A 15451-nucleotide genomic window follows, 5' to 3' on the forward strand; every position below is an offset into this window, starting at 1 on the left:
TAAGTGGTTTTGCACATCCCGTGTATGATTCAAAAAAAAAATACTTCATACAACTTGCCTTTACACAACAACTATAAGATAAGACACAACAAATTGTAAGATAATTCATAACAATTTGAAAGATGAGGACGTTGTAGGCATCGTAACATAAAAACCAAACTGTACTATGAAGTTATATAGAAAATTAGCAATCGCTGCCATGGTCACTGCATCCATTTGTTTACATTTTTCCTGTTCTGTTGAAGATGGGGCCGATGGTCTCATGGGACCTCAAGGCGAACAAGGCGAGGTAGGGCCTCAGGGTGATCCCGGGCCACAAGGACCTCAAGGGGAACAAGGAGATCCTGGCCCCCAAGGCGTACAGGGTCCTCAAGGTGAGCAGGGTCCGCAAGGTGAACAAGGTCCGCAAGGCGAGCAAGGGGTTCCAGGTACCGATGGGATTGATGGGGTTGATGGTCAAGATGGTAACATGAACGTAATTGCCAGCGATTGGTTACATGTGCCTGCTGTACTTGATTTATTCGAATACTCGGATAGTCACCCTTTACTGACCTATAATTGGGATGTTCCCCAATTAACAGAGGATATTGCCAATGGTGGCGTGGTGCTGGTTTATGCCCAGATCTACATTTATGGATCAAACGGGACGGAAACAGTGCCTAATACGGATAATATCGTTTCTCTGCCACAACAGGTCATCGTTTTTTATAATGAAGATGAAATTGGCAAAGACGTTTTTGATTATTCGTTCTCTCCAGGAAATATCTTGATATCCATTTATTCGGAATCGATCATCATGAACAACGAAGTGTTCAAGGGAGTTTCTATGGGGAAGGATGAGGAACTTGAAATAAGTCTCAGATATGTATTGGCCCCATCGGGTTCATTGGGCAAAGGCACCATCGAAAACCTAAAAAAGATGACCTATGAAGAGGCAGTAGCCTATCTGGGCATCAATCCTTAGCGTAGGAGCATACAAAAAGAAAGCCACCGAACTCGGTGGCTTTTATGTTTATACCAATAGTAGGACTATCGTCAGCAGAAAACCTGCCGCGGCAAAATACAGTCCCTTTTTATAAATGGGAGCGGAGGGCCTAAACATAAAAAATGCTGAAACCGCAAAAAATAGTAAGGCAATCCCGAAAAAGATACCCAACCAGAACAATGGATTTCCAGTGTGCATCTTGTGCAGTTTGTTCATGCTTTCCAAAATAGCGGGCAAACGTTTTTCCGTGTAGGATGCCTCACCTGTTTTCATATTGTAGGTGCCGCCATCAAAATATACCATATCGCCCTCGGTTTTGTCCACCTTAAAGCCTCTTTTGCGCAAAGCGGAGCCCAAAGCCTCTTCCTGCATATTGGGTTCCAATGTTTTTTCTACCTGATATTCGCTTTTCAAATAATCGGTGTTTCGGAACGTAAGTACAATGCCACTAATGGCGTAAACGGCCATAATTCCGGCCAAAAAGAACCCCAAATAGCGGTGGAATTCCCTAAACGTGTTTTCTGATTTTCTTCCCATGTTAAGTTTGTTGTAAATAAAGAAGAAAGGCCAATTGGCCTTTCTTGTTGCTAGGCTGTAAATTTCGGTTATTGTTGGGCCATTTCCAAGTGAATGGTCATGTCTACCTCGTTTCCTATGGAAGCCGACTCTTCCCCGACACCAAACTCCAATCGATTGATGGTTCCAGAAAGCTTTAATCCAGCCTTTAATTTATTGCTCCGTTGATTGGTGATGATACCGTTCACTGTTCCGTCCAAGGTCACCTTTTTGGTGGTTCCGTGTATGGTAAGGTCTCCCATGACCTTGAATGTCTTGTCTCCTGTTTTTTCAAAACTGGTGCTCTCAAAGGTGATGGAGGGATATGTTTCGGCATCAAAAAAGTCTGGGCTCTTCAAATGGTTGTCGCGTCTCTCATTGTCGGTGTCGATACTTGCCGTTTTAATGTCCACAGAGAATGTCGCATCATCAAAGGATTCGGTGGCCGTTGCTGTTACTTCAAAATCGCTAAAAAGTCCTTCAACTTGTGAAATCATAAGGTGGGTAATGCCAAAACCGACCTTGGAATGTGCTGGGTCCGATTTCCATGTAGATTGGGCACTGACCATTAAGCCGGTCAAAAATGCCATTGCAAGAAATAATTTTTTCATAATGTATGATTTTAGTGTTCGTAATGATGTTCACTTAGGGGAAGGATTACAACTTTCTCCTGTGATTTGGACTAAAGATGGAGAAACTGGTTCGAAAATCTAAATATTTTCTGCGAACAACGGGGCTTAACCCCCAATCAACCAATAAATTAAGAAATGTAATGGGAGAAATGTCGTTGACAGGCTAAAGTTGGTTGTTGATAAAACTGCTTTTCTTTTACCCGAGATTTATCTCTAGTTTTGGATTTACTAATTTAAGTGTATTGATTTCTCGCAAGGAGCTTCTTTTTCAAATTGTACTGCACATCTTGGTGCTGCTGTTCTTTTCGTTCAACAGAAATACGGGTGCCATTATGGTGCACAGGGCCATTTTTTTGACTTTTTACAGTCTGGCCACAGTCTCTGTCACCTACTATTTAATGCCCCATTTTCTGTACCGTAAAAAGTACTGGCAGTTTTTTGTAGGGGCCGCCATTGTGGTTGCCGTTGTTATTCTGATAGAGGAACTGGTGTTGGAACCTATTATATTTCCAGATTCCGAACGGGGAAGGACTTTTCCTGGCATCTATATCTCGCTGCTAGGGGTATTGCCGGTCATGTGTATTTTATCTGGCTTTAAGTTTGGGTGGGACGCCTTAAAAAAACAAGCCCAAATTGATGAATTGGAATCCACCATACAAGAAAGTGAGTTACAGTTTCTCCGTAGCCAAATCAATCCCCATTTTTTGTTCAACAACCTGAATAATCTGTATTCGTATGCGCTTCAGGAATCGCCAAAGACCCCCGAGATTATTCTGGAGATGAGCGGAGTCCTCAGATATATGCTCTACGAGTCCAAGGAAAAGCTGGTTCCGCTGAAAAAGGAGCTGGAGCAGTTGGGCAACTTTATCCGATTGTATAAACTACAGATCGAGGACAGGGGAGAGGTGCATTTTGATGTGGACGACATTAAAGGAGATTACAGGATAGCGCCTTTAATTTTGATCGTATTTATCGAAAATGCCTTTAAGCACAGCCAGTCAGGTCAGTCATCGGATATTAAAATCGACATTTCGGTAAAATTGAAAAATTCCTATTTGGAATTCCATTGCAGGAACAACTACGAACCTGGGTTTAGTTTGGACAGTGTGGCCAAGGGCATTGGCCTCAAGAATGTAAAAAAGCGATTGGAGCTGCTTTATCCAAAAAAGCATATTTTGCAGATTGAAGAAGCCGATAACAGCTACCATGTGTACCTGAAGCTGGAATTGGAAAAAGTGTAGGTTATGAGATGTATCATTGTTGAAGATCAGCCGCCGGCCCAGCGCATATTGCGAAAATTTATCCAAGATTTACCCACGCTGCAATTGGTAGAAGTCTTTTCCGATGGACTAAAGGCAATGGAGTTCCTGAACACCGAATCTGTGGATCTGATGTTCTTGGATATTCATCTGCCCAAGATCAATGGGCTGGATTTTCTAAAAAGCATTCCCAATCCGCCCAATGTTATTTTGACCACGGCATTTTCGGAGTATGCTTTGGAGGGATATGACCTTAATGTGGTGGACTATCTGTTAAAGCCTTTTTCTTTTCAACGCTTTTTGCAGGCCGTGAACAAGGTGAACGCCAAATACGAGCAAGAGGGGTCAAAGAGCGGGGGTGTTCCCCTTACGGAAATCTACGTGAAGTCCAGCCACGAACACATCAAGGTCCTGATAAACGATATTTATTCGATTACTTCGGATTCCGACTATACTGAGATTCATTTGGCCGACAAGAAAATACTTTCCAATGAATCCCTACGTCACTGGGTCGACGTCTTGGGAGGGAATCATTTTTACCAAATACATAAATCCCACATCATCAATACCCAAAAGATAGACCGTATCTCGGGAAATTTGGTATCGCTTACCAATGGCGCCAAAATCCCCATGGGCAGGGCGTACAAGGATAATTTTTTGAAAAGCATCTTACCATAAAAAAAGACCGGGTAGAACCCCGGCCTTTTTTAGTTAGCTTGTATATCTACCTTACTTGGCAAAATAAATATAGATCGCAATTACGATAAAAGCGATACATCCACTGGCCAATTTTACGTGTTTCCAAGGTTCTATGGAAACTTGTTTGGTGTATTCCAGTTGGAACGGCTCCTTTCTCGGATAGAACTTTCCAATAAGCAGCATAATGATGATGTTGGACACAAACAATATCGCCATTACGTGCAAATAATGGGGATATGCTCCAGCCTCGATCAAATTGAGCTCAGCTGGGTCTGTGATTCCATTGGCCTTTGCCTCGGCAAGTGCATTTGCCACCATTTTTGGCCCAATAATAAATTGGCTGATGATGTAAAGGGCAGACCCCGAAAGAATGCCAATTTTGGCGGCAATGGCAGGGACTCTTTTTGTGAGGTAACCCACTACGATAATGGTGAAAATCGGAATACTGTAAATTCCGTTGATTTCCTGTAGATAGTTGAACAAACTGCCAGCATTTGCGATCAGCGGAGCAATGAACATGGCTGCTAGGGCCAAACAAACGCCAAAGACCTTCCCGTATTTTACTACGGTCATTTCTGAAGCATCCTTGTTTAAATGTTGTTTATAGATGTCTATCCCGAAGAGCGTGACAGAACTGTTGAGTACACTATTGAATGAGCTCAAAATAGCCCCGAACAGCACAGCGGCGAAAAAGCCCATCAACGGTTTGGGCAATACGGCCCGGACCAGTTCCGGATATGCAAGGTCGCTACTGGCAAGTCCGCCCTCAAAATAGTAGTAGGCGATCATACCTGGCAGCACAAGGATGATGGGTCCCAAAATCTTTAGAAAAGCGGCCAGTAACAGTCCTTTTTGGCCCTCCGCTAGGTTTTTGGCGCCCAATCCACGTTGAATGATCTGTTGGTTGGTCCCCCAATAGAAGAGCTGTACCAGCATCATTCCGGTAAATATGGTAGAAAAAGGTACTTCTTGACCGGGATTTCCGGTGGAATCAAAACGCTCTGGATTTGCGTTCATCAAGGTTTCAAGTCCCCCAAAAACACTTCCGTCGCCAATGGCCATCAAACCAAAAATGGGAATCAATATACCTCCTACAATAAGACCGACAGCGTTGATACTATCCGATACCGCAACGGCTTTCAATCCTCCAAAAACCGCATAAATGGAACCTATGATGCCAATGCCCCAAATACAAATCACAAGGGCCGTGGAGTCCGAAACCCCAAGGAGTTGGGGAACATCGAACATTCCACTAATGGCGACCGAACCGGAGTACAATATCACAGGCAACAGTACCACTACGTAGCCGGTTAAGAACAAGCCGGATGTGATGGTCTTGGTGCTGACATCAAAACGCTTGGCCAAAAACTGCGGTACTGTGGTGAGTCCGCCCTTTAAATATCTTGGGAGCAAGAACAGGGCCGTGACCACGATGGCAAGTGCTGCCAAGGTTTCCCAGGCCATAACGGAAAGCCCATCTTTGTAGGCGCTCCCGTTGAGTCCAACGATTTGTTCCGTGGATAAATTGGTCAACAATAGCGATCCTGCAATAACTCCAGCGGTAAGGCTTCTGCCTCCTAAAAAATAACCGTCAGAAGATGATTCATCGGTTTTTCTAACGGACCACCACGAGATGATGCCCACCAAAAGAGTGAATCCCAAAAATGAAATAAGTGCCATAAATTAGATTTTGATGTCTTGGCATGGGCCAAAACGGTTTGTTTAGTTGGTTATAAAATCAAATATATTGATTGATGATATTTTCGAACATTTCTTGTTGTCCGCTTCTCTTTTTGATATCCTGATGCTCCAACGCATAGTGACGAAGGTCTTCCAATGAAAGTTTACCTTCTTCGAATGCCTTGCCAGAGCCAGTATCAAATGAAGCGTAGCGATTCTTGCGTAGGCTAAGATACTTGGAATTTTCCAAAATATCGTTTGCGGCCAATAAGGCCCTTGCAAAGGCGTCCATTCCCCCGATGTGCGCATGGAAAATATCCTCTAGGTCAGTGGAGTTCCTGCGTATTTTCGCATCAAAGTTGATGCCGCCACCTTGAAAACCTCCAGCTTGCAGGATGACCAACATGGCCTGTGTCAGTTCGTAGACGTCCACGGGAAATTGGTCGGTGTCCCAACCGTTCTGGTAATCCCCCCTGTTGGCATCGATGCTGCCCAGTAAGCCGTTGTCCGCCGCTACCTGAAGCTCATGCTCAAAGGTGTGTTGGGCCAAAGTGGCATGGTTCACCTCAATGTTGAGTTTAAAATCGTCCAAAAGATCATATTTGGTGAGGAAGCCGATTACCGTCGCCGCATCAAAATCATACTGGTGCTTGGTGGGCTCCATAGGTTTTGGTTCAACGAAGAAGGTCCCTTTAAAACCCTGTTTTCGGGCATAATCCTTGGCCATATGAAGAAAACGAGCCATGTGGTCCTGTTCACGTCCCATGTCGGTGTTCAAAAGGGACATGTAACCTTCCCTACCACCCCAAAATACATAGTTTTCGCCTCCCAGTTTGATGGTGGCATCAAGGGCATTTTTTACCTGGGCACCGGCAGCGGCCACGACATCAAAATCGGGATTGGTGGCAGCACCGTTCATATAGCGCGGATGACTGAAACAGTTGGCCGTGCCCCATAGTAATTTTACTCCGGAAGCTTTCATTTTCTCTTGGGCATAGTCGGTTATGATCTCCAATCTTTTTTCGGATTCCGCCAAGCTGGAACCTTCGTCTATCAAGTCAAAATCATGAAAACAGAAATAGGGTGCCCCAATCTTGGTGATGAACTCAAAAGCTGCGTCCATTTTGTCCTTGGCCTGTTGAATGGGATCAGTACTTTTGAGCCAGGGAAAATCCATGGTAGGCGCTCCAAAAGGGTCCCCTCCAACGCCCGTAAAGGTATGCCAGTAGGCGATGGCAAACCTAAAATGCTCCTTCATGGTCTTTGTGCCCACTTTTTTGTTCTCGTCATAGTACTTGAAGGCAAAGGGATTGTCCGAGGATTTTCCTTCGAACGCTACCTTGCCGATTCCCTTAAAGAATTCTTTATCTCCTGTTGTGATCATGATATGTTTGTTCAGTTGTTAATCCAAATATTCGTTCAGGGCCTCTTTCCAGATCTGATAGGCTTCCTGGTATTCATTGATATTGTTTTCGGGCTCGTAGGTCAGCTGCACGGCATCGGTGGCGGTGGCTTCGCCAATGCTGGCAAAGTCCCCATGGGCATAGGCTGCTGCCCTTGCAGCCCCCACTGCACCAGTGGTCTCCACTATATCGATCTTGCTTTGGGACAGGGTGGCCACGGTCTTGGAAAAGATACCGGCCCTAAAGAGATTGTCGTTGCCCGCCTTGATGGAGCCGATGTCCACACCATCTTTCTGTAGGATTTCCATGCCGTACACAAAGGCAAAGGCGATACCCTCCAAGGCTGCCCGGAACAGATGGGATTTTTTATGGATGTTGAAATTGAGGTTCAGGATGCGGGAACCTTTCCCACGATTTTCCAACATACGCTCCGCACCGTTGCCAAAGGGAAGTATGGAAAGGCCATCCGAACCGATAGTTACTTTTTCAGCCATTTGATTCATATCATTATAAGAAAGGCCATCGGTAAGCTCGTTTTTCATCCAACTGTACTGTATGCCTGTCCCATTAATGCATAGCAGTATACCTATTCGGGTAGCGTTTTTGGAATGGTTGACATGGGCAAAACTGTTGATGCGGGTATGTTCTTGGGTCCTTTGCTGGCCAGAGATGGCATAGACCACCCCGGAGGTGCCCCCCGTTGCGGCAATTTGGCCCGGTTCCATAACATTTAGTGCCAAAGCATTGTTGGGCTGGTCCCCAGCACGGTACATGATGGGAATGCCTTCGGGCAGTCCGGATTCCTCGGCGCCCTTTTTGCTGACCCTTCCCTGTTCGGAGAACGAGGGACGGATTTCAGGGACAAGGGAGGAATCGATTCCCGTTTCTTCCAGCAGCCATTTGGCGATTTGATGTTCCTTGAAATCCCACAGGATTCCCTCGGACAGTCCCGAGGGGGTAGTGGTACACTCTCCCGACAGTCGCAAAGCGATATAGTCCCCCGGGAGCATAAACTTGTATATGTTTTGATAGTTTTCGGGCTCGTTGTCCTTCACCCATTTGAGCTTGGATAGCGTAAAGTTACCGGGAGCATTCAAGAGATGGTCGATGCATTTTTCCTCACCAGCATTATGGAACAACTGCTCCCCGGTTTCTACTGCCCTACTATCGCACCAAATAATGGAGGGACGAATGGGTTCTAGCTTTTTGTCCACGATGACCAATCCGTGCATTTGATAAGATATGCCAATGCCTTTTATCTCGCTTTTGTTTATGTTACTTTTTGAAATCAGGTTTTGGGTTGTCTTGCAAAGATTTTGCCACCACCTTTGTGGGTCCTGTTCTGCCCAGCCAGATTGTGCGGAGGCGATGGACATCTCCTTTTCGGGGTATTGAACCATATCAATAGGGCTCCCGTTATCAGCATTGATCAATGCAGCTTTTATGGATGAACTGCCTATGTCGAAACCTATCCAATACATATTACCGTGGTAAACTCGCATTGAAAATAGCCAATTATTGTGAAGTGCATCTTAGTTATCAACATAATTCCATAAACTCCTTAGTTGGATTGCCCGTTGTACAGTTTCATTTTTCCTAAAATGGTTACCTTAGAGCAGCGTATTTTTACAACATGAAAGAAGAGCTTGCAGCCACATTTGGCAACTATTTTGAACAGCCCCTGATCGATGAAATTCTCGAAACGGGCAAACTCATGGAAGTTCCCGCGGGAGAAACGATTATGGATATTGGCCAATACATCAGGAGTATGCCATTATTGTTATCGGGTGCCATAAAGGTTTTGCGAGAGGACGAGGAAGGGGATGAATTGCTCCTGTACTATCTGGAACAAGGGGAAACCTGTTCGGTGACCATGGCTTGCTGCATGGGGCATACGAAAAGCGAAATCAGGGCCATTACTGAAACCGATACCCGACTGGTGATGGTTCCCGTTCAAAAAATGGAAGAATGGATGGCGAATTATAAAGGGTGGCGCAACTATGTTTTTGATAGCTATCAAAATCGGCTCAACGAGTTATTGCAGACTGTGGATAGCATTGCCTTTAAAAATTTGGACCAACGTTTGGTAGATTATCTTAAAAAGAAGGTTGAGGTCACCAACGATAACCGTATCCGAAATACGCACCAAGAAATCGCCTATGATTTGCATACTTCACGGGTGGTGATCTCCAGATTGTTGAAGAAGCTGGAGAAGATGAAAAAGCTGGTGCTCCACAGAAACTACATCCACGTAGTGGATTTGTAGGTTTGTGCCCTTTGTTACTGAGGATACCCAACAGGCATCCTATTTTTGTATAAAACCGATTGCATGCTCAAAAGGATTTTCCCTTTTTTAAACTGGATTACCCGCTATGACCGTTCAACCCTGTACGGTGACCTAGTGGCCGGATTTACCGTGGGCATTTTATTGATTCCACAAGGCATGGCCTATGCCATGATTGCGGGGATGCCACCCATCTATGGTCTGTACGCAGCCTTGGTGCCTCAATTGGTGTATGCGCTTACAGGAACTTCGAGGCAATTGGCTGTCGGTCCCGTGGCAATGGACTCCTTATTGGTGGCAGCAGGGATTGGGGCCATGCAGTTGGCCAACATTCAGGACTATATTGCAGCAGTCATCTTTTTGACGCTTCTCATTGGACTTTTTCAACTGCTGTTGGGTATTTTAAAAATGGGCTTCTTTGTCAATTTTTTGTCCAAACCTGTTATCAGCGGATTTACCTCTGCGGCCGCAATTTTAATCGGTCTGGGACAATTAAAGCACATTCTAGGCGTGGATTTGCCCCAATCGGGTAAAATTTATGTGCTTCTGGGAAGTATTTTTGGGAGTCTCACGGATATTCAGCCCCTGACCTTTGGCATAGGGATTTTGGTAATATTGATTATTGTTGGACTAAAAAAACTTAATAAAAAATTACCTGTACCCTTACTGGTCGTTGTTTTAGGAATAGCGTCGGTAGCTCTGTTGGGATTGGAGGCCAAGGGCATAAAAGTGGTCGGTGAAATACCACGGGGATTACCCAGTTTTCAACTACCCGGCATACAATGGGACGCGGTAGGACAGTTTTTGCCCATAGCCATTACCGTGGCACTATTTGGGTTTATGGAATCCATTTCAATAGCTAAAACTGTGGAGGAACGCCACCCAGAATATGAGTTGGACCCCAACCAAGAACTTCGGGCATTGGGACTATCCAACATTCTTGGTTCGTTCTTTCAGTCATTTTCTGTTTCAGGAAGCTTTTCAAGAACAGCCATTAACGACCACTCCGGGGCACGCACCGGCATGGCACTGATTTTCAGTGCGCTCTTGGTAGCCGGGGTTTTATTGTTTTTGACGCCGTTTTTCTACAATCTTCCTACCGTAGTGCTAGGGGCCATCATCATTGTTTCGGTGTTTGGACTTATCGATTTGAGGTACCCGCTGCAACTCTGGAAAAACCGGAAAGATGAGTTCCTATTGCTGATCGCCACCTTTTTGATGACTTTGTCCATTGGCCTTATCGAAGGAATCATCTTGGGAGTATTGCTCTCCCTTTTGTTGTTGGTCTACCGGATTTCCAACCCCCACATAGCGGTTTTGGGAAGAATCAAGGACACTACCTATTTTAAAAATGTGAACCGTTTTTCCGAAGATGTGGAAGTGTACGACGACAAGCTGATCATTCGCTTTGATGCACAACTGTATTTTGGGAACAAGGATTATTTCAAAAAGCAACTCTATCAACAAATTCAAAAGAAAGGCCCCCAGCTTAAGTTTATTATCCTGAACGCGGAGCCTATCAATTATATCGATAGCAGCGCTTCGGTAATGCTGGAACGAATTATTTTGGAACTTCGCGAGAAGGGAATCGAGTTTTTGATCGCTGGAGCCATTGGCCCGACTAGGGATATCCTGTATTCGAGTGGCATTATCGATATTTTGGGAGAGGAAAACTTATTTGCACAAACCTACGATGCCGTGGATTGCTGTAATAATCCTAAGGCATTGAGCAACATACAGAAAAAAGTGTCCCTACAATCAAAAACCAAGACTTTGTAACTTTGGTCACCGAAGTTTAGGACGTAGAATCGTATTTTTGATAAAAACCACAAGAGATGAAAATTGAACAGATTTATACAGGTTGCCTTGCACAAGGTGCCTACTACATAGAAAGCAATGGCGAAGCTGCCATAATTGATCCTTTACGAGAGGTGGACCCTTACATAAAAACCGCCAAGGAAAACGGGGCAAAGATCAAATACATTTTTGAGACCCACTTCCATGCCGATTTTGTAAGCGGCCACTTGACCCTATCCAAAGAAACGGGAGCACCCATAGTGTATGGTCCGACCGCGGAACCCTCTTTTGATGCCATTATTGCAGAAGATGGACAAGAGTTTCAGTTGGGCAATATTACCATTGTTGCGCTACATACACCGGGTCACACCATGGAAAGCACTACTTTTTTATTGCGGGACGAGCATGGGAAAGACCATGCCATATTTAGTGGCGACACTTTGTTCTTGGGTGATGTAGGTCGGCCAGATTTGGCACAAAAAGCGGCCCACATGACACAGGAAGAGTTGGCAGGTACACTGTTCGATAGCCTAAGAACCAAAATTATGCCCTTGGCCGATGACGTAATCGTTTATCCCGCCCACGGAGCCGGTTCCGCTTGCGGAAAAAATATGATGAAAGAAACGGTAGATACTCTGGGCAATCAGAAAAAAATGAATTATGCCCTGAGGGCAGACATGACCAGGGATGAATTCATCAAAGAGGTGACCGATGGATTGTTGCCACCGCCACAGTACTTCCCGCTCAATGTAAAAATGAACAAGGAAGGCTACGAGGATATCGACAAAATATTGGAAAGGGGAACCCAGGCCCTAACACCGGAAGCTTTTGAGGTGGCAGCGAACGAAACAGGAGCCATTGTGCTGGACGTCCGTCATCAGGACGATTTTGCCAAAGGACATGTGCCACGGTCCATTTTCATCGGGTTGGACGGTAGTTTTGCCCCATGGGTAGGCGCATTGGTCGCCGATGTAAAGCAGCCCATCCTTTTGGTAACACCAGAAGGAAGGGAAGAGGAGACCATCACCCGATTATCACGTGTTGGTTTTGACCACACCTTGGGTTACCTAAAGGGCGGAATCGATGCTTGGAAATCAGCCGGGAAGGAAGTGGACACCGTAGAAAGCGTTAGTGCCGAAGAGTTGAAAAAACGAATTGAAAACGGGGTACCGGTGTACGATGTGCGAAAAGAAACCGAATTCCAAGCCGAGCATGTGGAAAATGCCCACTTGACCCCCTTGGATTACATCAACGACCACTTATCGGAATTTCCGGAGAAAGAGACTTTTTATGTGCACTGCGCCGGGGGATATCGCAGTATGATTGCTTCCTCCATATTGAAGAGTAGGGGAATCCACAATTTAGTTGATGTTGCCGGTGGTTTTGCAGATATCAAAAAAGCGGGTATACCGGTTACCGATTATGTATGCCCTACAACTTTGAAATAAGGTGCTTACCTCGGAAATAATCTCAAAAAAGTTCGGGTTGTGTAACCATCGTTACTGACGGCATAGATTGTTTGGGATACTTTAGTGTCTCAAAATAAAGATACTATGTCAATATTCAGTTTTTTGTTTAAAGAACAAACCTTGCCAGATGAAATTAAGATTCTGGACCGCGAAGCATATAAAGAAGCCATTTCCAAAGGTAAAGTACAGCTGGTGGATGTGAGGACCAAAAGAGAGTTTGCGTCCGGCCACATTAAAGGAGCCAAGAACATCGATTTTTTCCAAGGTTCTGCTTTTGATGCTTCCGTTGCCGAAATGAAAAAGGATACTCCCCTTTATATCTATTGTCAATCTGGGAATAGAAGCCAAAGAGCTGCCAAAAGATTGGTGGAACTTGGTTTTTCAAAAATATATGATCTAAGGGGCGGCTATAGCGCTTGGAGTTATTAATCGGAACAAAAGCAGATGAGAACAACGTTTCAAGTGCAAAATCTAAAGTGTGGCGGATGTGCAAAGACCATATCCAACAAACTTTCAGGCATAAAAGAAATTAAAGAGGTGATTGTGGAGAAGGACAGCTCATCGGTTAGCTTTGACCATCAAAGCGCCGATGAGGCTTCCTTAGTTAAAGAGGCCCTCAAGCGCATGGGATATCCCACAATAGATGATGAAAACGGTTTTATGGACAAGGCAAAATCGTTTGTAAGCTGTGCTAGTGGTAAAATGTCCAACTCATGAGATTTTTCCTTGATTTCCATAACGGTCTTTTTACTCGTGCTGTCCTGCAAACAGGGACCAAAAACTTCGGACGGAGAAGTCTCTGAACCGATGGCCAAAACGCCTCTAAACTAGAGGAAGGGAAAGTATTGATGGAGAATCAATGTTACCTATGCCATAATCCGTCCGCACCCCAGAACGGACAACGTATTGGCCCCCCAATGGTAGCGATTAAGGCCCATTATTTGGAAAATTATAAGGAACGGGACGCTTTTGTGAAAGCCATTCAGGCCTTTGTGAAATCACCGTCTGAGGACAAGACACAAATGCGTGGTGCTGTCCGAAGGTTTGGATTGATGCCAGCCCAACAGTTTCCAGAAGATGAGGTAAGAAAGATTGCCGAGTACATGTTCGATTACCAAATTGAGGAACCTGAATGGTTCAAATCCCATTGGATGGACCGAGAAGGGGATTCCCTTTACAACCGAGGTAAAAAGCCGGAAACGTTCCAAGCCGAAACGGGCGCAAAGGAATTGGGAATGCATTATGCGATGGAGACCAAAAAAGTGCTTGGTAAAAATCTAATGGGTACCATTCAAAATGAGGGGGTAGAAGCAGCCTTGGCTTTTTGTAATGAAAGGGCCTACCCGCTGACCGATAGTATGTCTACCAACTTCCATGCGCGCATCAAAAGGGTATCGGATAAACCTCGAAATCCAAACAATCAAGCTAATGACATAGAATTGGCGCACATCGAAACGTTCAAAGCTCAGGTTTCAAAAGGTTTGTCGGTTGAACCCATTCTTAGGGAAGAGAACGGAAAAGTATTCTTCTATTATCCCATCGTAACCAACACCATGTGTTTAAACTGTCACGGAACCCCAGAACAACAAATAACTCCAAAAGTATACGAAAGCCTATCCGAACTGTATCCCCAAGATAAGGCCATAGGTTATGGGCCTGACGAAGTACGGGGTATCTGGAGTATTGTTTTTGATGCGCCGAAGAAGATGGATTAATGTCGCTTTTTTGGTTTTTTGAAACCATAGGTCAATTGGCCCCAGAACCCTTTGGGAAGAGTTTCATCTCCAGGGAACCCCAATTCGATTTGACCACCGCTTTCCGGAATATAATTGGTTCTGAAAATATAATCCCAGATGCTAAGACTGATGCCAAAATTTACCCCGTGAGAGCCTTTGGGAATGGTGTAGGCATGGTGATAGAGGTGCATCACCGGATTGTTCAAAATATATTTGAGCGGACCATAGGTAAGTTTTATGTTCGCATGGTTAAAATGTCCGATGGCGATGGCGGCAAAATGCACAATATAGGCCTGTTCGGGCTCAAAACCGCCCAGAACCATCACGCCCAAAGTTTTTAGTGGTTTGTAAAGGATATTTTCCATCCAATGAAAACGCAGATGGGCCGCGAACCCCATTTCCTTTACGCTATGGTGCACTTTGTGGAATTCCCATAAAACCGGGTACCTGTGCAACAAAACATGGGTGAACCACTGTACAAAATCGAGCACCACAAAAAAGAGGAGCAATTGCAACCACTGGGGCCAGTTTGCCATATCCACAACCGCCAAAGTTTGCGCATTGATGCCCATGTCGGAAAACAGAACACCCAATAGTTTGTAGACCCCACTGATAACGATGGCAAACACAAAAAAGTTAAAAAACATGTAAAAGGCATCCAGCCAAAAGTCTTTTCTGAAAATGGACTGTTGCTTGCGCCAAGGGAAAAGAATCTCCAATCCCCAGACCAACAAAGAGATAATGATCAATCCCCAGAAATAATTGGTGTACCAGGGAACATCAAAAATAATGGACCTCCAAGTCCAGTGAACCGTTCCTAAAAATCCATTGATAAGGGCATCCAAATAATCCAACATACTCCAAATTTGTCGAGCAAACAGCATCAAACTTATTCAATATCAAAAATACTTTAAAAATAATACCGTCTGTGTAACCAAGGTTACTATGGTTG

General features: G+C 44.7%; 15 protein-coding genes. 9 read left to right on the plus strand and 6 right to left on the minus strand.

What is annotated here, in order from left to right; translation table 11 throughout:
- Positions 1 to 166: 166 nt before the first annotated feature.
- Positions 167 to 964, plus strand: coding sequence for a collagen-like protein (locus GGE08_RS03255; protein WP_179383457.1), 798 nt, complete (start codon positions 167 to 169; stop codon positions 962 to 964).
- A gap of 48 nt (positions 965 to 1012) precedes the next feature.
- Here the strand turns inward: GGE08_RS03255 and GGE08_RS03260 are convergent, their stop codons facing one another.
- Both GGE08_RS03260 and GGE08_RS03265 read right to left on the minus strand, forming a co-directional pair.
- Entirely contained in the window at positions 1013 to 1522 is a 510-nt protein-coding gene (locus tag GGE08_RS03260) for a PepSY-associated TM helix domain-containing protein (RefSeq protein WP_179383458.1), read from the minus strand.
- A 68-nt stretch (positions 1523 to 1590) separates the two neighbouring features.
- A complete protein-coding gene (locus GGE08_RS03265) occupies positions 1591 to 2151 on the minus strand; it encodes a YceI family protein (protein WP_179383459.1) in 561 nt (186 codons plus the stop codon).
- A 263-nt stretch (positions 2152 to 2414) separates the two neighbouring features.
- Between GGE08_RS03265 and GGE08_RS03270 the strand changes: the two genes are divergently transcribed.
- Complete coding sequence (locus GGE08_RS03270; protein ID WP_179383460.1) at positions 2415 to 3413, plus strand: sensor histidine kinase; 999 nt, start codon at positions 2415 to 2417, stop codon at positions 3411 to 3413.
- 3 nt (positions 3414 to 3416) lie between these two features.
- Positions 3417 to 4109 (plus strand): LytR/AlgR family response regulator transcription factor, encoded by a 693-nt coding sequence (locus GGE08_RS03275; protein WP_179383461.1) that lies wholly within the window; start codon positions 3417 to 3419, stop codon positions 4107 to 4109.
- A gap of 51 nt (positions 4110 to 4160) precedes the next feature.
- Here the strand turns inward: GGE08_RS03275 and GGE08_RS03280 are convergent, their stop codons facing one another.
- The 3 genes from GGE08_RS03280 to GGE08_RS03290 are packed head-to-tail and all read right to left on the minus strand — an operon-like array spanning position 4161 to position 8694.
- The gene (locus tag GGE08_RS03280; RefSeq protein WP_179383462.1) at positions 4161 to 5810 is read right to left on the minus strand and encodes a solute:sodium symporter family transporter; all 1650 of its coding nucleotides are present in this window, start codon (positions 5808 to 5810) and stop codon (positions 4161 to 4163) included.
- A gap of 58 nt (positions 5811 to 5868) precedes the next feature.
- A complete protein-coding gene (xylA, locus tag GGE08_RS03285; protein ID WP_179383463.1) occupies positions 5869 to 7194 on the minus strand; it encodes a xylose isomerase in 1326 nt (441 codons plus the stop codon).
- Positions 7195 to 7212: 18 nt separating this feature from the next.
- A complete protein-coding gene (locus GGE08_RS03290) occupies positions 7213 to 8694 on the minus strand; it encodes an FGGY family carbohydrate kinase (RefSeq protein ID WP_179383757.1) in 1482 nt (493 codons plus the stop codon).
- 152 nt (positions 8695 to 8846) lie between these two features.
- Between GGE08_RS03290 and GGE08_RS03295 the strand changes: the two genes are divergently transcribed.
- From GGE08_RS03295 to GGE08_RS03320, 6 genes are all read left to right on the plus strand, one after another.
- Positions 8847 to 9479 (plus strand): Crp/Fnr family transcriptional regulator, encoded by a 633-nt coding sequence (locus tag GGE08_RS03295; RefSeq protein WP_179383464.1) that lies wholly within the window; start codon positions 8847 to 8849, stop codon positions 9477 to 9479.
- Positions 9480 to 9542: 63 nt separating this feature from the next.
- Positions 9543 to 11276, plus strand: coding sequence for a SulP family inorganic anion transporter (locus tag GGE08_RS03300; protein ID WP_179383465.1), 1734 nt, complete (start codon positions 9543 to 9545; stop codon positions 11274 to 11276).
- A 56-nt stretch (positions 11277 to 11332) separates the two neighbouring features.
- Positions 11333 to 12742: an MBL fold metallo-hydrolase gene (locus GGE08_RS03305; RefSeq protein ID WP_179383466.1), complete on the plus strand. Its 1410-nt coding sequence runs from the start codon at positions 11333 to 11335 to the stop codon at positions 12740 to 12742.
- A gap of 105 nt (positions 12743 to 12847) precedes the next feature.
- Entirely contained in the window at positions 12848 to 13192 is a 345-nt protein-coding gene (locus GGE08_RS03310; protein WP_179383467.1) for a rhodanese-like domain-containing protein, read from the plus strand.
- Between the two features lie 15 nt (positions 13193 to 13207).
- Positions 13208 to 13480: a heavy-metal-associated domain-containing protein gene (locus GGE08_RS03315; protein ID WP_127140908.1), complete on the plus strand. Its 273-nt coding sequence runs from the start codon at positions 13208 to 13210 to the stop codon at positions 13478 to 13480.
- Between the two features lie 131 nt (positions 13481 to 13611).
- The gene (locus GGE08_RS03320) at positions 13612 to 14478 is read left to right on the plus strand and encodes a DUF3365 domain-containing protein (RefSeq protein WP_179383468.1); all 867 of its coding nucleotides are present in this window, start codon (positions 13612 to 13614) and stop codon (positions 14476 to 14478) included.
- On the opposite strand, the gene GGE08_RS03325 is transcribed toward GGE08_RS03320, so the two are convergent.
- Complete coding sequence (locus tag GGE08_RS03325) at positions 14475 to 15356, minus strand: sterol desaturase family protein (protein ID WP_179383469.1); 882 nt, start codon at positions 15354 to 15356, stop codon at positions 14475 to 14477. The genes GGE08_RS03320 and GGE08_RS03325 overlap by 4 nt on opposite strands.
- Positions 15357 to 15451 lie beyond the last annotated feature (95 nt).

Source organism: Allomuricauda sp. ARW1Y1, assembly GCF_013407935.1.
In the GTDB taxonomy this organism is placed as follows: Bacteria; Bacteroidota; Bacteroidia; order Flavobacteriales; family Flavobacteriaceae; genus Flagellimonas.